This is a genomic window from Peribacillus sp. B65 (assembly GCF_058513295.1).
In genome coordinates this window covers 4,846,428-4,873,112 of record NZ_CP195840.1, presented here as the reverse complement: position 1 = coordinate 4,873,112, position 26,685 = coordinate 4,846,428, and the positions used below count along the sequence as shown (strand labels likewise).

The window sequence follows — 26,685 nt, the reverse complement described above, 5'->3', positions numbered from 1 at the left end:
AAGGGATGTCGACATTGTCGACATCCCTTTAGACTGTGGACAAACTCAAAGAAAAGCGAGTTTGCCTGCAGTTTTTTTATGGCTTGTACAATTTGGATGTTGATTTCCGCTCAAGAAACTCGCTTTCCGCGGGCGCTCGTGGAGCCTCCTTGGCTTGCGCCTGCTGAGTCTCACACACTCGCTCCAATCAACTATGTTTTTTAAATTCAGATGGAAACCAAACTTGAGGAGTTGGTTTGGGTCAGTTGATTCGGGAATATCATTTGATGAAATATACGTTTTCCGAACCACTTTTAGAAGCACACCTTTCAATTGGATGAAACGGCTTCTTTATATACTTCTTGCTGTGATAAATTGTCATAACCAAAACAAACGGGTGCCCCATTGGCAGGATCCATCATGACCCTTGCATGAATACGAAAGACTTCTTCTAAAACGGGAGGTGTAATGATTTCGGTGGGGGTACCGATTTTAACGATTTCTCCTTCCTTCATCGTTATGATTTCATGTGAAAACCGGGACGCATGGTTAATATCATGCAGCACCATGACAGTCGTTATTTTTTGTTCTTTATTAAGCTTTTCAACTATCTGCAAAACCTCCAGTTGATGAGCCATATCAAGGTAGGTGGTCGGCTCATCCAATAATAAAATCTCCGTTTTCTGTGCTAAAGCCATTGCTAGCCAAACTTTTTGTCTTTGACCACCGGAAAGATTTGTGATCTCCCGGTTTCTAAATGAAAGGGTTTTGGTGATATCCATGGCCCATTCAATCGTTTCTTTATCTTCTTTCGTTAATTTATTTACATTATTGCGGTGCGGATACCTTCCATATGAAATAAGCTCCTCTACCTTCAATTGGGCTGGAGCAACCGGGTTTTGGGGAAGTAGAGCCAAGTGCTTGGCAATCTGCTTCGTATGGATCTTATGTAAATCCTGACCTTGTAAAAAAACGCTTCCGCTCTTTTGCTTTAGAATGCGGCCTATCGTTTTCAGTAATGTGGATTTACCACAGCCATTAGGACCAATGATGGTAGTGACCAGGCCTTCTTTTATTTCCAAGTTCAAGTCTTTGAACACCGTGAATTTCTCGTAATTCGTTTCTAGATTTTCCATGCGGAGAATACTCACTGATCATCTCTCCTTCTACGCTTTAGCTTTAATTAGTAAATAAAGAAAATATGGGACACCAATAATTGAGATGACGATCCCAACTGGCAATTCAGCCGGTGCAAAAACGGTTTTTGCGATAAAGTCGGATGCGATCACCAGCAATGCGCCAATTGCTCCCGATACTGGAATTACCTGATTGTGATGGATACCTACAAGGTGCTTTGCTATGTGGGGAGCCATTAAACCTACGAATCCGATATTTCCCGATACTGAAACGGAGGCGCCCACCAACCCGATGCTGCAGAGTAAAAGGATGATCGTTTCCTTTTCTACTGAAACCCCCAAACTTTTAACGCTCGATTCGTCCAACTGATACAAATCCAGTAAATACGCCTTTTTCTTAATAATCGGAATCAGGACTATCATCCATGGTAACATCGATGCGATGTATTTCCAGTTCGCATCATATATCGTTCCTGAAAGCCAAACCGTTGCCATTTCAAAATCGGTTGACTTCATTTTTAATGATAAATATAAGGAAAGGGCACCAAATGCCGAGCCTATGGCGATTCCGGTCAGTAAAAGGCGGCCCATGTCCAGGGTGCCATTCTTCCAAGAGAAAAGGAAAATCAATAGGGCTGCCAAAAGCCCGCCCACCAAACCGAATAGCGGAAAACTCATAATGGATAACCAGTCCGAGCCGCTGTTTTGACCTTGATAGAAAAACATGAAAATGACAATGGCCGTACCAGCACCGGCATTAATACCGAGAATACCGGAATCGGCTAGGCCATTTTTCGTAACCCCTTGAATGACAGTCCCTGCAATTCCTAAGCTCACTCCCACCAAACCGGCGATTACAATGCGGGGGAGCCTGAAATCAAAGATGACCAAATCAAAATCGGAAACTGGATTCACCCTGAATAATGTCTGAAGGACAGCTTTGACGGTCATGTCGAATGTACCGGATATCAAACTAAAATAACTTGTAATAACGATTAAACATAAAATGATGGTCATCGTGATGGTGAAGCGCCACCGAGTATTCTTATCCATTCTTTTCTCCTCCTCTCGTTCTAATTAAGTACAGGAAGAAAGGAATGCCGATCAGGGAAGTAACGACTCCTATGGGGGTTTCGAATGGATAATTAACAAACCGGCTCAAGACATAGCAAAGAGCTAGAAAAACCGCACCGATTACCCCAGCACATGGAACGATCCACTTATAATCTATCCCAATTAAAAACCGGGTGATGTGGGGGATGATAAGTCCAACAAAACCGATTTTCCCTACAAGCGCCACTGCGATTCCCGTTAAGCAAATGATGGAAAGGAGGGCCACAGCTTTTACTATTTTTGTGCGCTGACCTAAATTGATGGAAATTTCTTCGCCTAAAGATAATATCGTAATGGATTTTGAGATGAATAGGGCGAGGATGATTCCCACCATTCCACACGGTATCGCCAATTTTAGTACATTGGGATCGATCTGGTGCAATCTTGAGTTATACCAAAAACTTACATTTTGGGAAATTTGGAAATAGGATGCTATGGCAGCAGAAATACTGCTTAAAAATGTCCCGATCACAGTTCCGATTATGGCTAATCGAACGGGTGATAATCCATTTGGAAGCAGCGACCCAAAACCAAAGACAATTCCGGCTCCCAATGCAGAACCTAACATGGAAAAGAGGATCATTTGGAATGAAGACATACCTGGAGCAAATACCATACAAAGTGTAATTACGAAAGCAGAGCCATCCGTCACTCCCATGATTGAAGGGGATGCAAGATAATTTCTTGTCATCCCCTGCATGAGTGCTCCTGATATGGCTAAAAATGCCCCGACGAGTAGGGCACCCAAAACTCTAGGCAAGCGAGAAGCCATAATGATCGTATGGTCAACGTTACTAGAGTCATAGTGGAAAATGGCATTCCATACCGTTATGGAATCTATATTTTTGGCACCATATAAAATCGATAATACGATGGAGAAGCAAATCAATAGAGGTGCCATACAAAGAATTATTATTGGTAATGAATTTGTTTTTGCCATATCAATCAACGCACCTTACTGTTTATTTAGCTAATTCTTCCGTTGCAGCCTTCAGGAAAGCTGTTTTACTCCAAGCCGTTCCACCTTGGGCAAGGGGGTCAACCGAGTTTACAAACACTTTCTTGTCTTTTACTGCCGTGATGCTCTTCCAAATGGAGTTGTTTTCCAAATCTTTTAACGCTTCCGGTTTTTGTGCATTTTCACTTTCCGAGAATTGCAAGAAGACATAATCTGGGTCCAGTTCTGCAAATTTTTCTATTGAAATCATTTCTTGTGCTTTAATAGGCTTAATTTCTTCAGGGACAGTCAAGCCTAGATCTTTATAAATTACTGGGTTGAAATATACATCCTCAGGATATAGGAATAGGCTGCCGTTCCGGATTCTCACCACTAAAGCCTTTTTATCCTTCAGTTTTTCACCAATTTCCAGTTTTGCTTTTGCGGCGTCATCATTATAGGTTGTGATGATTTTTTCAGCTTGATCTTTTTTTCCGGCTAGGCTGGCCATTAACCGCAGGTTGTCTTCCCAATTTGTCGAAATATGTGAATAAGGGAATGTTGGTGCCACTTTTTCCAATTGTTCCGTCACATTAGCTGGGGATTTAGAAGACCACATGATCACATCAGGTTTCATCCCAAGAAGAGTTTCATAGTTCGGCTGCATTTTTTCACCGATCGACTTAGCACCTTCGAGGTCTTTAGCCAAATATTCAGGTATTTCTCCACCTACAGTAACAACACCAGAAGGTTTAATCCCTAATATGGCTGCATCCTCCATTGATTCTAAACTAGCAGTGGCGATACTGGTGACTTTGGCTGGGATTGTATACTCCTTATCCAGATATGTGACGGTTTGGGTCTTTGCTTCTTTTTTCGCCGTATCTGTCACCTTGCTCTTCTGTGAAGCATCCTCGGAAGTCTTTTCGGCATTACCGCAAGCTCCAAGTCCTAAACTGAATACTGTTGCCATTCCAAGTACGAATAATTGCTTTTTCATTAGTCGATTCCCCTTTTGGATATATAGTATATAAATTTATCGCTTCTTCATGGTCTCCACAGACAAATCTTTATTTGTTGTAAATGCTTTTTCACTTCCTTCAACAAATAGCATAGCCACCAAAAAAGATATGCTTTTCTACATTTTATTTGATAACGATTATCATTATCAATTTAACATGCTATTAAATATATAATTAATTTCCTATTAGTTCAAGAATAATTTTCCAAAGTTGTATTTTTGGTGAACTAACATTCATCCAAAAATGCTTTGGAAATAAGGGCAGAAAGGGAAGGGAAAGCTCTTTTCTGTAAAATGATAGGGGGAAATTATTGATGTATGGTTGATATATCCATTGAGAAAGATTATCATTATCGATATCATGGTAATCTTTCACAATTATATTCTTTTGATATTAAAAGAGCTTAAATTATTTGAGAAGTAAACAATGAATAAGATTACGAGTATTAGAGGTTGGGGGAATTCATTTAGATGATGCATAAAAAAATGGACAAAAGCGTAATGGACAAAACTGTTGCCAGTTCAGAGGTTACGATCAAAGGAACTCAACACTTTCTCATGCATTCGAGTACCGGGGAACGTGAATACCAAATCTTTGTATCAAAGCCTTTGGAAGTGCCGCCACCTACGGGATATCCGGTCATTTATTTGCTGGATGCCAATTCTGTATTTGGAACGATGGTCGAGGCGGAACGATTGCAATCACGCCGGCCGGAAAAGTCAGGAGTGGTACCGGTTATCATTGTAGGTATTGGATATGCCACCAATGAACCATTTTCTTCTGAACGTTATTATGATTTCACTCTGCCCGTTGAGGTTAGAGAGTTACCTGTAAGACCAGACGGAAGTCCATGGCCTTCACATGGAGGGGCGGAAAACTTTCTGAAATTCATAGAAGACGATTTAAAACCGGAAATCGGTAAAAGGTATAAGGTCGATTACAATAGCCAAACGCTTTTCGGGCATTCCCTTGGCGGTCTTTTCGCTTTATATGTTCTTTTTGAAAATCCGTATGCTTTCCAAACATACATAGCTGGGAGCCCATCTCTCCATTGGAACAAAAAGTGGTTCCGTGAGGAGGAGGATAGGTTTCTTTCCCGATTAAATCAAGGAAATGGTGATATTTCCTTATTGCTTGGCGTGGGGGAGCTGGAGGGCACCCATAAAAGTGGCATGAATGAAAATGCATTAGAATTATCAAAACGTTTATCCATTATTGATAGTGGAGTGAACGTTCAATTCAAGGAGTTTGAAGGGGAAGGGCATCTTTCTGTTTTGCCGCCTTTGATTAACAGGGCCTTACGTTTTGCTTTGAAGAGAAATGTGTCTGGTAAGAAATAGGTCTTTCTCAGTAAATCCGTGGAGGGCACTTGACCATTAAGTTATAAGTATATATCATTACCTGTAGATTTGTATTGATAATGATTATCATTGTTAGTTGGAGAATGCAGGGTGCTGAAATTGGCCAGGAGATTGCTAACAAACATCCAATATCTAGAATTTGAAAAAAATATTAAGGAGGACAATAATTGATGACCAACCTTTTCGTGAATGAAACTGGCATCTACAATGGATTTATAAATGAAGAAGGTCGGCATTCCCTTTGTCCCGCCTTTTTGGTTATTCCAGAAGGCGGATCATTGATATATCGAGAGGACTGCTGGAAATACATAAAACTAGTTGCTAGCATTGATGGAACAAAATGAAAACAAGGATACAAATGGACCCTAAATTAGTAGTGAGCATCGTTTATGTCATAGCGATGTTCATGGTTTCGATGGACGGGACGATTGTCAATGTGATCCTGCCAACTATCAGTAATGAATTTAACCTCGATCCCTCTTCAGCCAGTGGCATTAATGTTGGATATTTAGTGAGCCTGGCTGTATTCCTTCCGGTAGCTGGTTGGCTTGGGGATCGTTTTGGAACCAAGAAAATCTTCTTGATGGCATTGGGTGTCTTTACGGCCGCCTCCTTTTTATGCGGATTCGCTAATAATCTTCAAACCTTGAATTTGTTCAGGGTTTTGCAGGGGGCAGGAGGCGGGATCCTGACACCAGTTGGAATGGCCATATTATTTAGAACGTTCTCTGTTGAAGAACGCCCAAAGGTTTCCCGTTCCCTTGTGCTCCCCATTGCATTCGCACCAGCTGTTGGTCCGATCGTTGGCGGATTCCTTGCGGAGCAGCTGTCTTGGCGTTGGGCATTTTATATAAATGTCCCTTTCGGAATTATGGTCCTGTTATTCGGTGTATGGTTTTTAAAAGAACATAAAGAACCAACTGCTGGCAGATTGGACCTTCCAGGATTCTTAATGTCAGCTGCAGGCTTTTCCATGCTGATGTATGCAATGAGCTTAGGACCATCTAAAGGATGGGACTCCCCAGTGATTATGTATACAGGTTGTATCGGTGCAATTCTTGTTCTCTCATTTATTCTATTGGAGCTGCGTGTGAACGAACCGATGCTTGATTTGCGTTTATTATCCGATCGATTGTTTCGGACATTGGGCATCATTTCATTATTTTCAATGGCGGGCTTATTGGGGATGCTCTTCGTGTTCCCGTTAATGTATCAAAGTTCGCTTCATGCTTCAGCTTTAGAAAGCGGGCTGACCACTTTCCCGGAAGCTATAGGTTTGATGGTGGCATCCAGGATGATGCCTTGGACTACGAAGAAACTGGGCATACATCAGGTGATCCGGATAGGGCTGCTTGGTACAATCATCATTTATACATTGATTAGCATTGTCGGGCCGACAGCCAACCCCTGGTTCCTTCGTGCCTTATTATTTAGCGTAGGTATATGTTTGGGACATACTGTTGTAGCCGTACAGTTTTCCACTTTCACCAATATCAACTCTGCTTCGATGGGAATGGCAGCTACATTGTTCAATGTCCAAAACCGGATTGGCTCTGCCATTGGTGTGGCCATCCTAGCCAGCATTCTGGGGGAAGTGGGCACTAGCTCGATAGGAACGAATGGTGAGCAGCATGTTAATTTAATATCCTATCAATTTGCTCTCCTAGGTTCTGTGGCTTTGCTCGTGATAGCCCTATTATTTGCAATGCGTTTGAAAAAGGATGATTTTAAGGCCAAGATACCGAAACAGCATATGGCTAAATCCCTTGATGTAAAACAGGTCAGAAGCGGATAAGTAACTCATTCGGTTAGGTTTCTGGTAAAGGAAGGCCAATGTGTTTTTGCCAGTGACCTCCCTTTCATTTTGCTAGCAGTATAGGGAATGCCTACATAAAATATTAATTAAAGATTGGTTTTGCGGCTCACTACCACATATGAAAAAAAGAGCCTGTTCGATTAGAAACAGGCTCTACATAGTATATGAGGTCTTAAGACTCAGTGGGAAAGAGTATTATGCATTCGAGCATATGCTGGTTATTTCTGCTGCATCAACGATACGCTGAACTTCAGATCCCTCAAGTGTTTCTTTTTTCAATAACTCTTCAACAAGCTCTTCATACTGTAGGCGATTCGAGTCAATCAACATTTCCGTTTCAGAAATCGCTTTCGTGAATAATTCCTGCATCTTTTGCTCCTTCTCGCCTTTATTAAAGGTGAGGGTAAATCCATCTTGAAGCATTCCGGTATCGACCATTTGTTCAAGTAGATGTTTCGCCTGCTGCACATCCCCGCCTACACCGATGCTATGTTCTCCTAAATACATTCTTTCCGCCACGCCGCCTGCTAAAATCATTTTGACTTGATCAAGCAATTCACTGGCTGTTGCCAGATGGAGTTCTTTAGGTATTGGCGCTACATACCCAAGGGCTTCTCCACGCGGAATGATGGTTGCCTTTCGAACGGAACCGGGCTTTGTCAAAGCTGCGATCAGGGCATGTCCACTTTCATGGATGGCCACGCGCCGCTTCGTATCCACATCATTCAAGGTACGTGATGTCGCTCCAAGTATCGTGCGATCAATGGCGTAATCAAGATCCTGTTTACGAATCATATCCTGTTCATTCCTCAGGGCATGACGTGATGCAGTATCGAACAGGGAGCTTAAGTCAGCACCGGAGAAACCGGATGTACTTTCAGCCAACTCATCCAGGGAAGCAAGGACATCTGTCGCCAGACGCTTACCCTTCGTATGGATATTGATGATTTCCTTTCTTCCTTGTGTATCCGGAAGTGGAACTTGGAAAGAGAAATCGATCCTGCCTGGACGTAGAAATGCCTCATCGAGCATATCTTTCCGGTTGGTCGCTGCAATGAATAAAATCCCTTCATTTGGATGGCCCCCATCCAATTGCACTAGCAGTTCAGTTAACGTTTTTTCGCCTTCTTCACCGCCATGAGCTTTCCTTTTACCAGCCAATGCGTCGACTTCATCGATGAAAATGACAGCTGGCGATTGCTTACGTGCATTTTGGAAAAGGCTGCGGACACGGGCTGCACCGACTCCAACAAACATTTCGTTGAAGGCTGAACCGCTCGTTGAGAAGAAGTTTGCACCAAGCTCTTTTGCGATTGCCTGTGCAAGCAAGGTTTTCCCCGTTCCAGGGGGGCCGTATAATAAAATGCCTTGAGGCGGCTTAATTCCAATTTTAGCTGAACGCTCAGGTTCCTTTAGTGTAGTGAGTGTCTGCAGGATTTCCTGTTTGATTTCGGATTGCAAACCGCCTACATCATCCAAAGTTATCTCTGGCAGGGGCTTTGGGGTGGAAAGGCTTTGTTTTTTACTGCCGATCCGCAATCCGCCCTTTGATTTTTTCTGTATAATGACAGCGGTTGTGACGAGAGCCGCCATTAATCCGCCTAAAATCCATAATGCTGATTTATTAGTTGATGAAAAAGAATATTGAACGTTATAAGTTTCGACAAGTTTATTGATCATTTGACTGTTGGGAGGAATACTGGAAACGTATTCTCCATCTGGTGTGGAGATGTGAAGAGTGCCATTTCTTTTTTCTTCAATGGTGACAAGGGCTCCATCTTGGGCTTTAATCGTCTTTTCCACCGAGGAAAAAGGAATGACCATATCCTTTGACTGAGTAACAACATACCAACTGATTCCAGAAATTATCACAATGAGAGCCGTCAGGAACGGCAGCAATTTCGAAACTAATTTAGAGTTCGAGTTCAATTTTTCATCTCCTTTAAGTATATATATTCAGTATAAAATTTTTAAACATGTTATCTATAGGTCTTTATGCCTTAAATTAAAGGTAAATAATGTTAAAGTCAAAAAATAATGTTTATTACGAAAGTTTAAAGGGTCCGGAATTTAGAAATATTTAATCTAACCGGCATATTAGACTTTTTAAATGCGAAATGCTAAAGTGAAATGGTCTAAGTCATGAAAAAATAAAATGGTAGAAGAGTGTGAAGTTCTATGAGTAAATTTATAAAAGACTATATGATTACGATGAAGGATATCGTTAGAGAAGGTGATCCCATTCTGCGTCAGGTAACGGATGAAGTTAGCCTGCCGATTTCGGATGAAGATCGTGAAACGTTGGAATGCATGATGCAATACCTGAAAAACAGCCAGGACCCAAAACTCCAAAAGAAGTACAACTTACGTGAAGGAGTTGGGTTGTCTGCAAATCAGATAGGCTTGAATAAACGCATGTTCGTCATGTATTTTCCCGACGAAAAAGGGAAGCTGTTTGAATATGCCCTTGTGAATCCGAAAATCATCAGCCATTCTGCGACAATGATCTATTTACCGCAAAGTGAAGGCTGCCTTTCCGTCGACCGTGACATTAAAGGGTATGTACCTCGTTATGAACGGGTTAAAATCAAAGCTTTGGACGGTAATGGCGAGGAAATAGAGATGCGGCTGAAGGGCTTTGCTGCAATCGTGTTTCAACATGAGTTAGATCATTTAAACGGGATGATGTTTTATGACCGGATCAACACCGAAAACCCTTTCAAGCTTCCGGAAAACGTGGAAGTGAAAAGTCTGTAAGGCAAAAAGGCAAAGCGACATGCTTTGCCTTTTTACTGTTTTATGGCTGCACAAGCATATCCTCTTCCATATGCTTGTGCAGATCACTGAGTATGGCAAGGTTCTGTTAGCTTAGCTAAGAGTTCGGATAATATACCCTAATATAAGAAATGCCTCTGGTTTAACTGTCTCCAAAACATACGTCCTTCAAACTTCTCACCTCGGTATGATCTTTCGGCTATCTTCACTTCCTATTATAGAAGGGAGATGAAAAACAAAAAGCGCTTCAAACGCAGCGCTTTTTGTTTATTGTAAGTATTCCTTTTTTGAAGGTGTTTCCACTCTTGTTTTACCCATGAAGAATACCGTGATTGCTGCAAGACCGATCGGAATGAGAGCCAAGGTGAATATCAATGATATCGAATCGGACATCGCATGAACGATTTTATCCAGGATAAAGTCCGAAATCTCGGCACGTGCATCCGATTGGAAGAGCTGACGTGGGTCATCCATCAAGCCGGCTGTATCCGGACCTCCTTGCATTCCTTTAAATGCATCCGTCATTTTACTTTGGAATACATTGGTCTGAATCGCTCCATAAATCGTTACACCGAGTGTCATCCCAAATGAACGGAGGAATGAGTTTGTTGAGTTGGCTGACCCCCTGAATCTAGGTTCCAAGTTGTGAATGGACGCAATAGGCAAAAGGGAGAAGGAAAAGCCCATTCCAAATCCAGTCAGAATCATATACAAAGTTAATAAAGTCCTGCTGGTATCAGGGGTGATGGTTCCTAATAGAAGCATTCCTGCAAAATAACAGATGACAGAAACCGTCATTAAGTTGCGAAAACTTGTCTTTGTATTGAATATCCCGCCAACTGCACTGCCGAATACAGAACCAAGCATCATGGGAGTTAGGATCAATCCGGCATTTGTTGCAGAACCACCGTAAACTGCCTGCACGAAAATCGGGATATAGACGGTTAATATAATGAATGTACCGCCATAAAGAATGGCTAAGATCTGAGAAGTGGCAAATAATCGCCTTTTAAACAGCCATAATGAAATGATTGGATCTTTTGCCCTTTTTTCGAAAAAGAAAAATGCAACGAAGAAAACCAAAAAACTGGCAAACAGGCCTATGATGGGAGAGGAACTCCAGCCATACTCCCCGCCCAGTTCGAGAGCGAACATTAAGCTGATAACGGCAATGACGAGTGTTGCTGCGCCACCCCAATCAATTTTTTGCTCTTGGTTGTTGGGTGACTCCTTGTAGTAATTCCAGATGAAAAATAAAGAAATGATCCCAATCGGAACATTGACGTAGAAAATCCAGTGCCAGCTGGAATATTCAGTGATATAAGCGCCTAAAAGTGGTCCCAATACGCTTGATGCCCCAAATACAGCACCGAAAAGTCCAGTTAATTTTCCCCGTTTTTCAGGTGGGAAAATATCAAAAATGATCGTAAAGGCTATAGGCATCAAAGCGCCTCCGCCTATCCCTTGGATTGCACGGAAGATACTTAACTGCACTATGCTCTGGGCCATGCCGCATAATGCGGAGCCGATTAAAAAGACTATAAGTCCAAAAATAAAAAACCTCTTTCTTCCATACATATCGGAAAGCTTACCGAATATCGGCATACTTGCCATCGTGGCGACCATATAGGCAGATGTCACCCATACAAACTTATCGAATCCGCCTAAATCAGAAACGATCGTTCCCATTGCAGTCGCAACAATCGTATTATCCATTGCTGACATCAAGATACCCAATAGTAAACCGGCAACAATGAATTTTTGTTTTTTTTGAGCGTTCATTTATTTTCCTCCTTCGTATCAACCAGCTCATGAATTTCCTTTACATGGTTGAAGGGTAAACGTTAAGATGAAACAAAACATTTATCTTGAAAATCAAGATAAATTTAAGTGTAAAAGGGGTGGCATTTTATGTCAAGCGATAATAAGGTGAATGGAGCTCTGCTAAAGAGCTTAACACACAGATTGCAGCGGTATGGAATGAGATCCGTATTATTTCAACAAAATATGGCCCACAAAATAGGTGTATCCCATACGGACTTAAAGAGTGCTGAAATATTGAATGAAACTGGACCGATTACGGCCGGTGAATTATCCAAAATTACAGGATTGAGCACGGGATCGGTCACGGCACTGATCAATCGCCTTGAGAAATCCGGTTATGTTAAAAGAGAACGAGATCAATTGGACGGAAGACGGGTAATGATTGCACCGATACCCGAAAGGCAGGAACAGATCAAATCGCACTATCAATCGCTTTCTATGGCCACCAAGGAGTTATGTTCATCTTATAATGAACAAGAGCTAATATTGATCAATCAATTTGTTGAGGATATCACAAAAATCATGGACAAAGAAAATGACAAATTAATGAGTGAGCGGGAAAGGTAGCCGGTATGCAGGCTGCCTTTTTTATTTTTAGCCAGCTGGCAGTTTCTTATCAATAATAAAAGGAGTAGAGTGAAATTTATTTAAAAAAGAATGAACAATGTCACGTTTCCAGTAAAATATATATTGATAATGATTTTCATTATCTGCTAATATGAATCTACAAATCATTTCAAAGGGAGAATACACTATGAAAAAAGCAAAGGCGTCATTAGCGGTCTTACTATCAACCAGCCTATTATTTGGCTGTGCGCAGGAAAAGGAAGAAGCCAAGCCGGCAGATGATAATGCCAAAGAAGCAAGTGCGAGTAAGCTTGATGATGTATCTAGCGAGTACCGGGAATATGCCATCGGTGAAATAGAAGAGTTCGTAAACGCAACGGAAGAATTCACTGAGGCCGTATCTGCCGGTGATATTGAAAAAGCGAAGGAATTATACGCACCAGCCCGTATGCATTATGAGAGAGCGGAACCAATCGCTGAAGTATTTGGGGATCTTGATCCCAAAATCGATGCGCGTGAAGGGGATGTCAAAGATGAAGACTGGGGCGGTTACCATAGGATTGAAATGGGGCTATGGCAAGAAAATACAACGAAGGGCTACGAAAAGTATGCAGAACAATTAATGAGTGACGTCAATTTGCTTCGAGCCAAAGTTGAAACGGTTGAGGTAACACCTGATTTGTTGATCACGGGTGCGGTGGATTTATTGAATGAAGTTTCCACGAGCAAAGTGACAGGAGAAGAAGACCGATACTCCCATACCGACCTGTATGATTTCGTTGCAAATGTTGAAGGTGCAGAAAAGATCTATGAACTGCTTACTCCAGCGCTGAAAGAAAAGGACGCGAAGCTTGCTGAGGAAATCCAACAACGTTTTGACGATGTATACGGCTTGCTTGAAAAGCATAAAGAAGGGGATGGCTACATCTCATATACGGATTTAAAGAAATCTGAAGTCAAGGAGTTAAGTCAAGCAATTGATGCATTGGCTGAACCACTTTCGCAAATAGGGATTGTAACGGAGGAATCTTAATTGAAAGAACATACGCCTAAAGATGAAACCGGACTTTTTACAAAAAAAGTGAGTCGTCGAAATATGTTGAAAACGGCAGGAGTTGGTGGAATCGGAGTCGTGATAGGGGCTTCTGGATTTGGCGGGCTGCTGACACTTTCTGAACAAAGGGCAAAGGGACAAACTAAGGATATCGTTCCTTTTTATGGAGCACATCAAGCCGGTATCACCACTGAGGCGCAAGATAACCTTTACTTCGCATCATTGGAAGTAACCACAGATAAAAGGTCAGACCTAATCCAGTTATTTAAGGATTGGACAGAGGCTGCGGCTCAGATGACTGAGGGGAATTTGATTGGTGAAGCATCACATAATACGAATATGCCCCCAAAGGATACGGGGGAAGCGAAAGAATTATCACCCTCCAATTTAACGATCACTTTTGGAGTGGGTCCGACCCTGTTTTCGAAGGATGGCAAAGATCGATTTGGTTTGAAATCGAAAAGGCCTGCAGAATTAAAGGATCTGCCTCAATTCCCTTTAGATGCTTTAGAAGAAGAATGGAGCGGTGGGGATATTTGTATTCAAGCATGTGCAGATGATCTCCAAGTGGCTTTTCATGCCGTCCGGAACTTAGTGAGGATCGGAAGAGGGAAAACGATCATTCATTGGGCACAAACAGGTTTTCAACGGACTAAGCAAGCCGATTCACAAAAAACGACACCTCGTAACCTTTTCGGGTTTAAGGATGGGACTGTCAATCCGGATACGAATAATGACAATGAAATGAATGAGCATGTTTGGGTGAAGGGTGAGGACGGTCCTGACTGGCTTGTTGGGGGCAGTTATATGGTGGTGCGCCGAATCCAGATGTACATTGAAGTTTGGGACCGGACAATATTGAAAGAACAAGAAAATACGTTTGGCCGTCATCGTGACAGTGGAGCTCCATTAGGAATGAAGAATGAGTTCGATACCGTGGACCTTGAAGCTAAAGATCCAAATGGAAATCGGGTCATTCCGGAAGATTCGCATATGAGTCTCTCCAGGGGGGACGGAAAAGCAAAGATATTGAGGCGTCCATATTCATATGCAGATGGAATGGATCCTAAAACAGGGAGCTTCAATGCAGGCTTGCTATTCATTTGTTTTCAGCGAAATCCAAGTAAACAATTCATTCCCATACAAGAGCGACTGGCGAAAAATGATAAGCTCAACGAATATATCGTTCACAAGGGCAGTGCCATGTTCGCTTGTTTACCAGGTGTGAAAAAGGGTGGCTATATTGGGGATTCCCTTTTTGGATAAATATAATCTCAAATGAGGACGTGAAAATCGCCAGCATGGAAATTATCCAGTTGGCGATTTTAGTTCATGAATAAGGAGGGACCAGTATGACCGTTTCTAAATGGAAGAGTGGTATATTGGTTTTAATCGTCAGCCTTTTATTTCTTTCGACGGCTGTAAGGGTTGTTTCGGCGGGTGAAAACCATGATCAGCTTTTTGTTTATATTGGCGATAGTTTAATGAAGGTAAAATCCGGAGAACTTGAGGAAGTATCGAAAAATATCGATCTTTTCGAGAAAGATTGGCAAACGATAAAAACGGACAGCAAGAGTGCGAGGGAAGTCGACGAGAGGCTGTCTGCGGTAAAAAGTGCTGTGAGAGACCAAGCCTCCACAGATGAAATCAAGAAGCGATTATCGGCATTATCCAGTACTCTTGTTATTTATGATACCAACGAAAACCCTGTTGACAAGACGGACTATGAAGAACGCTTAGAAGCAATACTTCCTTTAATAGATAAGTTGGAAGCTTCGATAACTGAAGGTGACTTTGATCAAGCTAAAGTTCAATATACCAGCCTTCTGAGTCAATGGACGGACGCAGAGGTCATTGTCAGGGAGAAAAGTGTTGCTGCATATGGTGAATTTGAAACGAAAATGGCCTTTGTGCGGATAGCGATTACCCAAGACCCACCTGATTCGGAAAAAGCCCAAAAAAATCTAGCTGAATTGAAGGGCCTAATCGAGGATTTCCTTGCAGGTAAAGTTGAAGAGGGAAGCCAGGAGAATACCTATTCCCTTGGGGATGTAACGCAACTTTTACAAGGAAGTGCAACGGATATTGAAAAGGGTGACATCGATTCTGCCGTTGATCAGCTAAATGAGATCTTGACAATTTGGCCTAATGTCGAAGGGGAGGTCTCCACAAGGGACAGCAAGCTTTACAGCGATATGGAAACGAAAGTCCCGACCGCAATCAGCCTATTAGAATCGAAAAAGGTAAAGGCGGAGGAAGCGAAGGGAATCGTTTCCGATTTAAACACAAGGTTACTCCCTTTAATTAATGATACGGGATATACGACATGGGATGCCGCTTCGATCCTTTTGCGGGAAGGGTTGGAAGCACTCTTAATTGTAGCTACATTGCTGTCTTTCCTAAAGAAAATCGGGCAAGCGGACAAACAAAAATGGATTTGGACAGGGGTTGGTGCGGGTTTAGTTGCCAGTTCCATATTGGCGGTCATAATCAATATCGTTTTCTCTCAGATCACGGCTGCGTCAAGCCGGGAATATATTGAGGGAATCACAGGGATAATAGCCGTATCGATGATGTTGACAATTGGTCTTTGGCTTCATGGTAAATCGAATGTTCATGCATGGAACCGGTATATCGACAAGCAAATGAACCAAGCCATTGCTACGGGAAGCATCATCTCTTTCGCTTTGATCAGTTTTCTATCCATATTCCGTGAAGGGGCCGAGACGATTATCTTTTATGCCGGTATGGCTCCTTATATGGAATTAAAGCAGCTGCTGAGCGGGATTTTCCTTGCCTTCCTCATTTTAGTGGTAATTGGTTTCATCATGCTGCGCTATAGTGTGAAATTACCGATGACCCTATTCTTTAAAGCGGCAACGGTACTCATATATGCCTTGGCTTTCAAGATTCTTGGAGTCTCCATTCATTCACTTCAGGTTTCACAGGTGATACAGACAAATACGATCAGTTCCTTTCCGTTTGTAGAAACGATAGGTCTTTATCCAACAATGGAAACGCTGGTGCCGCAAGCTGTATTAATTTTGCTGATTGTTTTGGCGACCATTTGGGTCAAAAAGAGTAATTCCTTACGTACAACCGAATAATATAATGGGACTGATGCATGTCAGTCCCATTTGTGTGTGGTATTAGCGAATAGATCGGCGATAGGAATATTGCTTCCATTGATAAAGGATAAAGCAGCCGATGCAGAATCCAAGGATGGCTATGAGAGAAGCCAATCCGACCATCAAGGTGAATATATAACCGGTAACATCCCAACCCAGCAAAAAAGATATGAATCCAAGTCCTAAGCAAACGACAGCTATTGCTTGGTTGAACTGTTGCTGTGAATGATCTTCAGGAATATAATCGGAGGGTTTCTTTTTAAGAAAGAGCTTGGCGAGACGCATCACTGGATTGAAATTAAAGAGAAGACCTAAAAGTCCTGCAGTTAAAGGAATCACTAATATCCACATTTGTCCCGTTAATAAGGCGGTAGCTACGCTTAACAAAATGACCCATTGATTCGTTCGTACTAAAGGCCGGGGAATGGAACGGATTTCACTCGTCATACTAATACCAACCTTCCTGATATGTTTTGTTTATATTTTATCTTTATATTAATCATATGTGAAGTCTAACAAATTAAAGATAAAACCTTATTTATAATAATTTTAATTTAGTATTGATTATCATTAATAAAGTAGTATAATATGTATAACAAGCAAATAAAGTGAGGAGGACAGTATAAATGGTAGCAAAAGTTTGTGAAACATGCGGAACACCAATAAAAAAGCTAAAGCATTCTGCCCTTTGCCAATGCGGTCCTAAGATATTGAGCAATCAATTCTCAGTTAAAACAAAAAAATAAATCTGTGGAATAGATCATAAATTAAACCATTAATCGGTTTGAGTTTGTAGACAAAAGGGGTTCCATATTAATTTTTCATACAAAGTTGATTGGAGCGGGTGTTCGAGGCTCCAGCGGGAAAAGCGTGCTCAGGGAGACCCCGCAGGCAAACCGAAGAGGCTCCCGGACCGCCCGCGGAAAGCGAGTGCCCTACGTTCCAATCAACGTTCATATTTTATACACTCTCAAAATGCAGGCAAACTTAATTAATATCAAGTTTGTCTACAGTCTGAACCGATTATTCAATTAATCGGTTTTTGTTTTTCCAATGAAGGGTAAAGAGGTAATAAATATTTTCCATTTCAATTAAAATAATGTACGATTAGGGAATAGAATAAAACGTCATGGAGGAAAAAGACAAGACATACTTTCAGTTTGTCAAACCATCACGTGACGGTTAGGAGGGGTTATGTTGGGAACGAGACTTTAAAAATTGGCGAGTTGGCGGAAATGGCGAATGTTACGAAACGAACTGTAGATTATTATACAAACCTAGGCTTGCTTAAAGCAGAACGTTCCGCCTCTAATTACCGTTATTATTCAGTCGGTGAACTTGAAAGACTTCGCCGTATCGAGGGATACAAAAGAGAAAACCTTTCATTGGAAGATATTAAAGAATTACTTAAGAAGGATAAGGAAGAAGCATCAGCAATTGAGGAAAAAGGTCTTCAACTCAAGAATAAAATGGATGGCCTGAACGAGGAACTTCAGGAATTCATTAGCTTGATTGAAAAGGACGGAAAAAGTGAGCTTCTTTTAAAAAAACAGATATCCCGCGAAAGCATGGCCTTAATCCAATCATTGCTAGTGTTGCTGGTATGATTAAAATTTATCCCTATAGTTTTTTGCACAAAGGTGCATATTAACGAAATAGGCTAAAGGGTTTTGATTAGGCAAAAATCGCTTTTTGAAACGAAAATAACCATTTATACAGGAGGTGCTTGGGATTTAGCCGTACATGTCTAATCCGAAGGTCAGAAGGATGGGCACAATATGGCGAACCCGCACATATTGGAGATATTTTTAAAATTATTAGCAGTAGCTGTATTAATAGCATTAACCGCATTTTTCGTTGCATCGGAATTTGCAATCGTGAAAGTCAGAAGTTCCCGAATCAATCAATTGATTGAGGAAGGGCATAGAAATGCCCTTGCAGCCAAGAAAGTGACATCACATATCGATGAATACTTATCTGCCTGTCAATTGGGGATTACGGTAACCGCCTTAGGTTTAGGGGTATTGGGTGAACCGACGGTCGAGGCCATCTTAAAACCATTGTTCACTAAATGGGGATTAGAGGAGTCCGTAAGTCACATCATCTCGTTCCTGATCGCCTTCGGTTCTGTAACATTCCTTCATGTTGTTGTCGGCGAACTTGCACCGAAAACGGTTGCGATTCAAAAGGCAGAAGAGGTAACCTTGCTATTTGCAAAGCCGTTAATCCTCTTTTACCGCATTTTGTACCCATTCATTTGGTTACTGAATGGTTCTGCACGTCTCCTGACGGGCATGTTCGGATTAAAGCCTGCGTCCGAGTCCGAAATGGCCCATTCCGAAGAAGAGCTGCGCATCATTTTATCGGAAAGCTATAAAAGCGGTGAGATCAACCAATCAGAATATAAATATGTCAATCAGATATTTGAATTTGATGAGCGCATTGCCAATGAAATCATGGTTCCGCGTACGGAAATGACCGTTATCGAAAAGGGCATGCCATTATTGGAAGTTGTTGAACTGATTCAGGAAGAACAATACACAAGGTATCCGGTCATAGACGGTGATAAAGATAATGTCGTGGGAATGGTCAATATCAAGCGACTTTATACAGCGACGATTACAGAAGATAATGTAACAGCTTTGACGGTGGATTCCTTTGTAACACCCATTATCCGTGTTCTTGAAACGATCGCCATTCATGATTTGCTGCTGAAAATGCAGAAGGAACGGATCCATATGGCTGTTTTGACTGATGAATATGGCGGAACTGCCGGTCTTGTTACGGTTGAAGACATACTTGAAGAAATCGTCGGGGAAATCCGTGATGAATTTGACCAGGATGAACGTCCGCTCATTCAAAAGATTGATGAAGGGCATTATGTATTCGACGCAAAAACATTGGTTGAAGATGTCAATGATACCCTTGCGATCGATTTGCCGGAGGAAGATATCGATACATTGGGAGGTTGGTTCCTGACAGGCAGATTCGAGATTGCTGTCGGGGATAAAATCGAATACGCCGGATATGAGTTTACTGTAAAGGAAATGGACGGCCACCATGTTTTATATGTTGAAGTGAAGAAGATTAAATAAAACAGGATTACAACAAGAGCCGAAAGTGGAAACTTTCGGCTTTTATTATGTACGAAGATGTCTATTCGGTGTTTAGAACAATGGTCAAGGCAGACTGTTACTTAATTGGAAAATGAATTCATTAAAAATAACACTGTAGGTAACTATTTTAGCTTGGAAAATGTTAAAATTGACTTTGAGCAATGAATCTATCTATATATCATTTTAAGTTTCAAAGAATATAAGGAAATTCTTCAAAAGTAATACTAATGATAGCATTAAGATTTATTTTGCAATGCCGTTTATTTATGGCTGGTATAAATAAGTATTGAAGGTGGGCGGGAAAATGGGTTTTAAGAAGAAGCAAATGTTGGGATTTGGTTTGATCTTGCTTTTCTTGGCTATTTTACTTTCTTTCATGATGGTTACGCTTAACAATTTAAAGAGCAGCATGACTGAGATAGTTGAAAATCGCTATGAAAAAGTTTCAGCTTCGATGGAAATCCGTCAGCTTTTTTCCAGGTCGGACCGTGAGATCCTGTTTGCAGCTAATGATGCAAACAAAGAAGAAAGAGCAGAGAGCCTCGAAATCATCAATGAGAATCATAGTTTGATTGAATCAAAAATTGCCGGGTTATCAGGTTCGTTAAATAAGGCGAAAGCAAAGCAATTATTGAAAGAGTTCGAGACTCAATATGCTTCTTACTCCATAACGGAGGCTGAAATCATCCAAAAGATAAAATCGGGAAACTCTTCGGATGATCTTTCAAGCCTGATGGAGGACCAAAGGGAAAAACGGACGAAAGTCATCAGTACGATGGATGAATTTAAGGATTACCAGGAAGGTGTCATGAACGATACCTTAAACAATTCGAAACAAACCTATGAAGATATGATTGGTTTTGTGATTTTTGCGGTTATTCTTAGCATTTTGGTTATTTCAGTAACGGTTGTTTGGATGATCCGCAGTACATCGAAAGATCTGCAATCGATTACGAAGGTCATCAAAAATATCGATTATAAAAATTTATCGGTCATACCGAGAGTTCCGGTTCGGACTACTGATGAAATTGGTGATATAGCGAGATCTTTCAACGAAATGGCGGGATCGCTTGAAATCTATAATCAAAAAGAGAAAGATTTCACCGAAAAGATCAGTGAACAGAACTGGATCCAGACCCGTGTTGCAGATATAGCTACGATGTATCAGCGCATTGTTGATGTGGAGGTGCTGGCTGACCGGTTCATTACAAGACTTGCACCGATGATGGGAGCTTCAATTGGAGCTTTTTACGTCAAACGGGGCGAGGGCGTGGATATGCGTTTTGTGAAGCTTGCAAGCTTTGCGGGAGATGGCGAAGATTCAGGCAGGCGTGAATTCCGTCTTGGCGAAGGTTTAATTGGACAATGCGCCCTTGAAAAGGAATCGAAAGTCATTGAAGATATTCCTGAAGATTTTCAATTGGTTACGACAGGATTAGGGGAGGTAAACCCGAAAAGCATTGTCATTGCGCCGGTCGTTTTTGAGGATGAAGTGGTGGCGATGGTCGAACTGGCGAGTTTGGAGAGCTTTACGAAGCTGCAAAAAACTTTCCTGAACCAGGTTCTTGATACTCTGGGCATCACGATTAATAATGTTGAGGGCCGGATGGAAATAGAGCGTTTATTGCAAGAATCACAAGCACAGACCGAAGAGTTACAGGCTCAATCTGAAGAATTGCAATCACAGTCAGAGGAAATGCAAGCCCAATCGGAGGAACTGCAAACACAGGCTGAGGAATTGCGAATGATCAATGAACAATTAGAAGAAAGAAATCGTGAAACTGAAGAAAAATCGAAAGAGCTTCAAGTCGCAAAATTGAATCTTGAAAAACAAGCGGAGGAATTAAAGTTAAGTTCCAAATATAAATCGGAGTTCATGGCGAATATGTCCCATGAATTGCGGACACCGCTCAATAGTATCCTGATTTTATCAGAAATGCTTTCAGATCCGAATGATAGTAAATTAAACGAAGAGCAACAGGAATTCGCTCGGGTCATTAACTCATCAGGTCAAGATTTATTAACGTTGATCAATGACATTTTGGATTTATCGAAAGTCGAAGTCGGAAAGCTTGAAGTAGTCTTTGACGAAATGAATTTGAGTGAGCTTCCAGAGCAATTGCACCGTAATTTCGATCATGTAGCGAAGAAAAAGAACATTGACTTTATAATAGAAAAAAGTAAAAACGTTCCGGATATTTTCTTTACGGATGAACAGCGCTTCCAGCAAATTCTGAAAAACCTATTATCCAATGCATTTAAATTCACGGAAAAAGGTTCTGTGACTGTCCAAATCAAAAAAGCTGATGAAGAAAATGTAGCACAATGGATACAGACAAAAGGAGCTAGCAATTGGGTTGAAATTAAGGTGACGGATACGGGCATCGGAATTTCTAAAGAGAAGCAAAAACTTATCTTTGAAGCGTTCCAGCAAGGTGACGGAGCTACAATGAGAAAATATGGCGGTACAGGACTAGGGCTATCGATTTGCCGGGAGTTCGCCAAACTTCTGGGAGGCTGGGTCATTGTAGATAGTGAGGAAGGGCAGGGCAGTACCTTTACTTTCTTTATTCCAAGCATGCCAGAAGGCTTCAAAAATATCGGCGAAGCAATGGCTGCTTCTCCAGAAGTGGCAGCAGCCAACAACGATGATTCTGCCGCCGCACCTTTTGACGGTCAGGGAGAACCGGATGTAGTTATAGTGGATGAAGAAGATCGAGATAAGGCCAAACCATTCTGCAATAAAACAGTACTGGTCGTCGATGATGATCACCGTAATATATTTGCCCTGAAAAATGCGCTGAAGCATGAGGGGATGGAAATCCTTACAGCTGAAAACGGCTATGAATGTTTGGAACTCCTTGAAAAAGGAAACAATATAGATGTCATTTTGATGGATATCATGATGCCAGGCATGGACGGTTACGAAACGATGACCAGAATTCGCGAGCAAAGTAAGTTCGAGGATCTTCCAATCATCGCGCTAACTGCGAAAGCGATGAAAGGCGACAGGGAAAAGTGCCTGAAGGCCGGCGCTTCCGACTATGTCAGCAAGCCGTTAAAATTGGATCAGTTGCTATCAGTCCTAAGGGTATGGCTGACTAATTGATTGATAGTACGGGTAAGGAAGGTTTTGCATGAAGGATACTTTAACGATTGAAGAAAGAGAAGACTTGGAAATCGAATTATTGTTAGAGGCCGTCTATTCCGTTTCGGGCTTTGACTTTCGCAAATATATGCGTTCTTCAATAAAAAGAAGAGTTGAAAATAGAATGAGGCTGGACCATGTTCGCAGGATCAGCGGAATGATTGAAATGGTTTTATATGAAAAAGGGTATGTCGAGAAGCTATTGAGAGATTTTTCAATAAATGTCACTGAAATGTTTCGCGATCCGGATTTCTTTAAAGCCTTTCGTTTAAATATTGTACCGCTCCTGAAAAAACTTCCGGAAATTAGAATTTGGCATGCGGGATGTTCAACCGGTGAAGAAGCCTTTTCCATGGCGATCATCCTCAAGGAGGAAGGACTTTATGATAAGGCGAGGATTTATGCCACTGATATGAATGATGAAGTCCTCCGTCATGCGGAAAAAGGAATATTGCCTTTAAATAGAATGCAGTCTTATACGAAAAACTATTTGCAAGCTGGAGGCAACCAGGAATTTTCGGAGTATTATACAACCGATTATCAAAATGCTTATCTTGATTCGAATCTCCTTAAAAACATTGTGTTTTTTCAGCATAATTTAGTTACTGATGGTTCGTTCAATGAGTTTCATATCATCATGTGCCGGAATGTGATGATTTACTTTACCGGTGAATTGCAGACCTATGTTAATCAGTTGTTTTATGACAGCCTTTGTAAAGACGGCTTCCTTGCGGTTGGCAGCAAGGAAACACTTCATACATCATCCTTTTCGGAAGATTATGAGGACTTTGACTCAAAGGAACGAATTTATCGGAAATTGTAAAAAGAAGGAGTCCGCATATAAGCGGACTCCTTCTTTTTAATTTAGTGCATTATTTTTCGATTTTTTTTCATTTCTATGTTTAAGGTAACGGAAGAAGGGGTATAAATAATGAGTTGGTCTCCAAATAGAATAACTGCCGTTGTTTATTATTATTAAAAGAGACTGAACTTCGTTATAATATAATAGGAAAATCCCTATTAAGGGAGCTTTATGAAAGTACTGATCCATATAAAAAAGATAAATGTTGCCGCTCGATATAAGCCAAAAGGGGAATGAAAGAATGACGATTTTAATCGTAGATGATAACCAGGTTAACCTTTTCGTTATAGAGAAAATTCTAAAACGAGCTGGCTATACGGATTTTCTATCATTAACTTCAGCTGTTGAGATGTTTGAATATTTACAGGTGGATAGTCCGCAACCTAAAGAGACTTCAGTTGATATCATTCTGCTCGATATCATGATGCCGGAGATCGATGGGATAGAGGCGTGCAGGAGACTTCAAAGCATTCCTCACCTTAGAGATATACCCGTAATTTTTGTGACCGCCCTTGAAGATTCAAATAAGGTTGCCGAGGCACTTGATGTTGGCGGAATTGATTATATTATGAAGCCTATCAATAAAATAGATTTACTTGCGAGGATTCGCGTGGGGTTAAGACTTAAATATGAAAAAGATTGGCATAAAATGCAGGATGAAAAAATCCGCAATGAATTGGATCTTTCCATGCAGGTTCAAAGCGGTTTATTAAGTGAACCCATTATAAATGATCACTTAACCATAAGGGCATCATACTTACCTGCGAATAAATTGGCAGGGGATATGTACTATTGGCATCGCATCGATGAAAGTCGGTATGGGATCATCCTGCTGGATATGATGGGGCATGGCATATCCGCCTCACTTGTGTGCATGTTCATTTCCTCCGTATTGAGGGATGCCATCAGGATACATACTGATCCGGTGGCAGTAATAAACGAAATGAATCGCTGGATGAGTACCCTTAATAAAGAAGATAATCCAGTGCATTATTATTTTACCGCGATTTATATGGTCATTGATACAGAGCAAAAGACTGTGGAATATGTGAATGCCGGACATCCTCCGGGCTTTGCTTTAATGGACGATGGAAAAGTGGCCTCGCTTTCAAAAGGGACATGCCCTGTTGGGTTCTTCACCGAAATGAAAATAGAGAAGTCAGTCATTCATTATGAAGAGAAGATTCAGCTCATGCTATTTACGGATGGAGTCATGGAAGCGATAGATCGAGAAGGGACGGAAGGACTCGACCAAATAAAAGAAGCGGTCTCGACGAGATGGTTCGATTGTAAGGAATCTCCCCCTATCGATTTTTTGATGTCCCCGGAAATGCAGCAAGATCAACCGGATGATATGTGTGTTGTTGTTATTCAAGCAAATTGAACAAGGAAGAGGCGGCAGATTATCTGCCGCCTCTTCTATAAAAGGGGGGATATGTTAAGAGAGTGAATCATATATTCGGCTATTTGCAATTAACGGTCATTTTTTAATTTACCAATGCCATCTTGGAGATTGCCTTTTAATTTATCAACTTTACCTTCTGCTTGTAAGTGAGGATCATTTTTCGCGTTTCCGACTTGGTCTTTCGTTTCACCTTTAACTTTATTTACAGCACCTTTTACTTTGTCTGATAAACCGCTCATCATGTTACCTCCTTTTTCTTTATATACTGTATATACCCATGAAGTGTACGGATAAACCTGTTTTATATGGAGAAAGGAGTTTAAGAAGCGATTATAGCCCTTTTACTTAACCTTTGAATGAACTGATATGACCGTTCAATGATATGATCCTTGTCATGATCCAACGAGGCCACATGATATGAATTTTCAAGGGGCGCCATCTCTTTATCCCCGGACATGACCTTATCGTAAATCTGGTAGGAACACGAGTCTGGTACAACGTGATCTTCTGGAGAATGGAAGATAAGAATCGGGCACGAAACGTCTATTAGTTTTTGACTGGTATGTTCCATTATATCAAGCAATTGATTAATCGCTTTTAACGGAACCTGGTCATTTGTGATTTCTTTAGTTGTATCGTCTTTTATGTCAGGTTTGCCCTCAGGAACGAAGCGTGGAACCGATTGGTTACGGTATATTTCATATTCAGGAACTTCGAGAGCGGCATTGATGGTGAGAATTCCATCACAAGCCACTTTTGTAGCTAAATCGAGAACAAGGGCGCCTCCCATTGATTGTCCGATGGCGAATACATGGGTGCAGGTTCGTTTTAATTTTGCATAAGCCATTTCAACATCTTGTATCCATTCCTGATAAGTACTCGTTTCCATTTCATATTCATCCGTCCCGTGGCCCGCCAGTCGAGGAGCGAAGACAGTAAAGCCTTTGGCGGCAAATTTTTCACCTAAATATCTTACGCTTTGTGGCGTTCCGTTAAAGCCATGGCAAATAAGAATGCCGATAGAATTGCCGGGTAAGAAAAAAGGTTCCGCACCTGGTATTACCATTGCTGCTGTCATAATCCCATCTCCTTTAATTTGCTATACTTAAAATAATAAAATTAACTATTCCGATTATTTTACTTGGTTATATAATATCATAATGAAAATTATGAAGTCAACTTGGTTATATGCCAAATTTCATTATAAACAGGCATTAAAAAAAGATACAAAGATACTTAGTTAGGTCTATCCCGTGTTTGTTGCCATTCTTACCATTATATAAGTACTGTCCTTGCATTGTTGATAAACAGAAGAAGCTAAAATAACCGGTTGCAGGGTATAAATAAAAGAAAAGGAAAAAAGAGTTGACTTTAAACTGAAATGGGATTAATATAAATAAGCACCAACTAAGACAAACGAAAAACTTCATCACTTTTGGCTG

At 41.1% G+C, this 26,685-nt stretch carries 22 protein-coding genes; 13 read left to right on the top strand and 9 right to left on the bottom strand.

The features are described 5' to 3' along the window. Positions 1-308: 308 nt before the first annotated feature. The 4 genes from ACSR9O_RS23835 to ACSR9O_RS23820 are packed head-to-tail and all read right to left on the bottom strand — an operon-like array spanning position 309 to position 4,165. Positions 309-1,130 carry an ABC transporter ATP-binding protein gene (locus ACSR9O_RS23835; protein WP_101225697.1) on the bottom strand — a complete coding sequence of 274 codons (822 nt, stop codon included), beginning with the start codon at positions 1,128-1,130 and terminating at the stop codon, positions 309-311. Positions 1,131-1,145: 15 nt separating this feature from the next. Further along, positions 1,146-2,168, bottom strand: a complete 1,023-nt coding sequence (locus ACSR9O_RS23830) for a FecCD family ABC transporter permease (RefSeq protein WP_491725220.1) — start codon at positions 2,166-2,168, stop codon at positions 1,146-1,148. Next, complete coding sequence (locus ACSR9O_RS23825) at positions 2,161-3,168, bottom strand: FecCD family ABC transporter permease (protein WP_491725219.1); 1,008 nt, start codon at positions 3,166-3,168, stop codon at positions 2,161-2,163. Before ACSR9O_RS23825 ends, ACSR9O_RS23830 begins: the two co-directional genes overlap by 8 nt. 22 nt (positions 3,169-3,190) lie before the next feature. Further along, positions 3,191-4,165 carry an iron-hydroxamate ABC transporter substrate-binding protein gene (locus ACSR9O_RS23820; protein ID WP_491725218.1) on the bottom strand — a complete coding sequence of 325 codons (975 nt, stop codon included), beginning with the start codon at positions 4,163-4,165 and terminating at the stop codon, positions 3,191-3,193. A gap of 492 nt (positions 4,166-4,657) precedes the next feature. On the opposite strand from ACSR9O_RS23820, the gene ACSR9O_RS23815 reads away from it, so the two are divergent. The 3 genes from ACSR9O_RS23815 to ACSR9O_RS23805 all read left to right on the top strand — a co-directional run bounded on the left by ACSR9O_RS23815 (position 4,658) and on the right by ACSR9O_RS23805 (position 7,343). Further along, positions 4,658-5,527 (top strand): alpha/beta hydrolase, encoded by an 870-nt coding sequence (locus tag ACSR9O_RS23815; protein WP_491725217.1) that lies wholly within the window; start codon positions 4,658-4,660, stop codon positions 5,525-5,527. A gap of 191 nt (positions 5,528-5,718) precedes the next feature. After that, positions 5,719-5,892, top strand: a complete 174-nt coding sequence (locus tag ACSR9O_RS23810; RefSeq protein WP_230178741.1) for an MbtH family NRPS accessory protein — start codon at positions 5,719-5,721, stop codon at positions 5,890-5,892. Next, positions 5,889-7,343, top strand: a complete 1,455-nt coding sequence (locus tag ACSR9O_RS23805) for a DHA2 family efflux MFS transporter permease subunit (RefSeq protein ID WP_311736001.1) — start codon at positions 5,889-5,891, stop codon at positions 7,341-7,343. Before ACSR9O_RS23810 ends, ACSR9O_RS23805 begins: the two co-directional genes overlap by 4 nt. A 216-nt stretch (positions 7,344-7,559) precedes the next feature. Here ACSR9O_RS23805 and ACSR9O_RS23800 read toward each other — a convergent pair whose 3' ends face one another. Beyond that, entirely contained in the window at positions 7,560-9,293 is a 1,734-nt protein-coding gene (locus tag ACSR9O_RS23800) for an AAA family ATPase (protein ID WP_101225704.1), read from the bottom strand. Between the two features lie 249 nt (positions 9,294-9,542). Here ACSR9O_RS23800 and def point away from each other — a divergent pair, with 249 nt between their 5' ends. Continuing rightward, complete coding sequence (def, locus tag ACSR9O_RS23795) at positions 9,543-10,121, top strand: peptide deformylase (RefSeq protein ID WP_101225705.1); 579 nt, start codon at positions 9,543-9,545, stop codon at positions 10,119-10,121. 285 nt (positions 10,122-10,406) lie between these two features. Here the strand turns inward: def and ACSR9O_RS23790 are convergent, their stop codons facing one another. Then, positions 10,407-11,921: an MDR family MFS transporter gene (locus tag ACSR9O_RS23790; protein ID WP_491725216.1), complete on the bottom strand. Its 1,515-nt coding sequence runs from the start codon at positions 11,919-11,921 to the stop codon at positions 10,407-10,409. 129 nt (positions 11,922-12,050) lie between these two features. Here ACSR9O_RS23790 and ACSR9O_RS23785 point away from each other — a divergent pair, with 129 nt between their 5' ends. From ACSR9O_RS23785 to ACSR9O_RS23770, 4 genes are all read left to right on the top strand, one after another. Then, on the top strand, positions 12,051-12,530 hold the full coding sequence (locus ACSR9O_RS23785; protein WP_230178679.1) for a MarR family transcriptional regulator: 480 nt from the start codon (positions 12,051-12,053) through the stop codon (positions 12,528-12,530). A gap of 187 nt (positions 12,531-12,717) precedes the next feature. Then, on the top strand, positions 12,718-13,563 hold the full coding sequence (efeO, locus tag ACSR9O_RS23780) for an iron uptake system protein EfeO (RefSeq protein WP_101225708.1): 846 nt from the start codon (positions 12,718-12,720) through the stop codon (positions 13,561-13,563). After that, on the top strand, positions 13,564-14,850 hold the full coding sequence (gene efeB, locus ACSR9O_RS23775; protein WP_491725215.1) for an iron uptake transporter deferrochelatase/peroxidase subunit: 1,287 nt from the start codon (positions 13,564-13,566) through the stop codon (positions 14,848-14,850). An 86-nt stretch (positions 14,851-14,936) separates the two neighbouring features. Further along, on the top strand, positions 14,937-16,691 hold the full coding sequence (locus ACSR9O_RS23770) for an FTR1 family iron permease (protein WP_491725214.1): 1,755 nt from the start codon (positions 14,937-14,939) through the stop codon (positions 16,689-16,691). 42 nt (positions 16,692-16,733) lie between these two features. On the opposite strand, the gene ACSR9O_RS23765 is transcribed toward ACSR9O_RS23770, so the two are convergent. Next, positions 16,734-17,159 (bottom strand): DUF4395 domain-containing protein, encoded by a 426-nt coding sequence (locus ACSR9O_RS23765; protein ID WP_101225711.1) that lies wholly within the window; start codon positions 17,157-17,159, stop codon positions 16,734-16,736. Between the two features lie 728 nt (positions 17,160-17,887). Here ACSR9O_RS23765 and ACSR9O_RS23760 point away from each other — a divergent pair. The 5 genes from ACSR9O_RS23760 to ACSR9O_RS23740 all read left to right on the top strand — a co-directional run bounded on the left by ACSR9O_RS23760 (position 17,888) and on the right by ACSR9O_RS23740 (position 25,222). Then, positions 17,888-18,319, top strand: a complete 432-nt coding sequence (locus ACSR9O_RS23760) for a MerR family transcriptional regulator (protein ID WP_491725213.1) — start codon at positions 17,888-17,890, stop codon at positions 18,317-18,319. A 189-nt stretch (positions 18,320-18,508) separates the two neighbouring features. Beyond that, complete coding sequence (locus ACSR9O_RS23755) at positions 18,509-19,807, top strand: hemolysin family protein (protein WP_101225719.1); 1,299 nt, start codon at positions 18,509-18,511, stop codon at positions 19,805-19,807. Positions 19,808-20,132: 325 nt separating this feature from the next. After that, positions 20,133-22,937 (top strand): sensor histidine kinase, encoded by a 2,805-nt coding sequence (locus tag ACSR9O_RS23750; protein WP_230178672.1) that lies wholly within the window; start codon positions 20,133-20,135, stop codon positions 22,935-22,937. Positions 22,938-22,965: 28 nt separating this feature from the next. Next, a complete protein-coding gene (locus ACSR9O_RS23745; protein ID WP_101225713.1) occupies positions 22,966-23,799 on the top strand; it encodes a CheR family methyltransferase in 834 nt (277 codons plus the stop codon). A 280-nt stretch (positions 23,800-24,079) separates the two neighbouring features. Further along, positions 24,080-25,222 (top strand): PP2C family protein-serine/threonine phosphatase, encoded by a 1,143-nt coding sequence (locus ACSR9O_RS23740; RefSeq protein WP_101225714.1) that lies wholly within the window; start codon positions 24,080-24,082, stop codon positions 25,220-25,222. An 89-nt stretch (positions 25,223-25,311) separates the two neighbouring features. On the opposite strand, the gene ACSR9O_RS23735 is transcribed toward ACSR9O_RS23740, so the two are convergent. Continuing rightward, the gene (locus ACSR9O_RS23735; RefSeq protein ID WP_098866101.1) at positions 25,312-25,482 is read right to left on the bottom strand and encodes a CsbD family protein; all 171 of its coding nucleotides are present in this window, start codon (positions 25,480-25,482) and stop codon (positions 25,312-25,314) included. Between the two features lie 80 nt (positions 25,483-25,562). Continuing rightward, entirely contained in the window at positions 25,563-26,321 is a 759-nt protein-coding gene (locus ACSR9O_RS23730; RefSeq protein ID WP_491725212.1) for an alpha/beta hydrolase, read from the bottom strand. Between the last annotated feature and the right edge of the window lie 364 nt (positions 26,322-26,685).

Coding starts and splice junctions, on each gene's coding strand:
- ACSR9O_RS23830 (WP_491725220.1), bottom strand. CDS start 2,168: ATGGATAAGAATACTCGGTGGCGCTTCACCATCACGATGACCATCATT.
- ACSR9O_RS23825 (WP_491725219.1), bottom strand. CDS start 3,168: ATGGCAAAAACAAATTCATTACCAATAATAATTCTTTGTATGGCACCT.
- ACSR9O_RS23820 (WP_491725218.1), bottom strand. CDS start 4,165: ATGAAAAAGCAATTATTCGTACTTGGAATGGCAACAGTATTCAGTTTA.
- ACSR9O_RS23815 (WP_491725217.1), top strand. CDS start 4,658: ATGATGCATAAAAAAATGGACAAAAGCGTAATGGACAAAACTGTTGCC.
- ACSR9O_RS23810 (WP_230178741.1), top strand. CDS start 5,719: ATGACCAACCTTTTCGTGAATGAAACTGGCATCTACAATGGATTTATA.
- ACSR9O_RS23805 (WP_311736001.1), top strand. CDS start 5,889: ATGAAAACAAGGATACAAATGGACCCTAAATTAGTAGTGAGCATCGTT.
- def (WP_101225705.1), top strand. CDS start 9,543: ATGAGTAAATTTATAAAAGACTATATGATTACGATGAAGGATATCGTT.
- ACSR9O_RS23790 (WP_491725216.1), bottom strand. CDS start 11,921: ATGAACGCTCAAAAAAAACAAAAATTCATTGTTGCCGGTTTACTATTG.
- ACSR9O_RS23785 (WP_230178679.1), top strand. CDS start 12,051: ATGTCAAGCGATAATAAGGTGAATGGAGCTCTGCTAAAGAGCTTAACA.
- efeO (WP_101225708.1), top strand. CDS start 12,718: ATGAAAAAAGCAAAGGCGTCATTAGCGGTCTTACTATCAACCAGCCTA.
- ACSR9O_RS23770 (WP_491725214.1), top strand. CDS start 14,937: ATGACCGTTTCTAAATGGAAGAGTGGTATATTGGTTTTAATCGTCAGC.
- ACSR9O_RS23765 (WP_101225711.1), bottom strand. CDS start 17,159: ATGACGAGTGAAATCCGTTCCATTCCCCGGCCTTTAGTACGAACGAAT.
- ACSR9O_RS23750 (WP_230178672.1), top strand. CDS start 20,133: ATGGGTTTTAAGAAGAAGCAAATGTTGGGATTTGGTTTGATCTTGCTT.
- ACSR9O_RS23745 (WP_101225713.1), top strand. CDS start 22,966: ATGAAGGATACTTTAACGATTGAAGAAAGAGAAGACTTGGAAATCGAA.
- ACSR9O_RS23740 (WP_101225714.1), top strand. CDS start 24,080: ATGACGATTTTAATCGTAGATGATAACCAGGTTAACCTTTTCGTTATA.
- ACSR9O_RS23735 (WP_098866101.1), bottom strand. CDS start 25,482: ATGAGCGGTTTATCAGACAAAGTAAAAGGTGCTGTAAATAAAGTTAAA.
- ACSR9O_RS23730 (WP_491725212.1), bottom strand. CDS start 26,321: ATGACAGCAGCAATGGTAATACCAGGTGCGGAACCTTTTTTCTTACCC.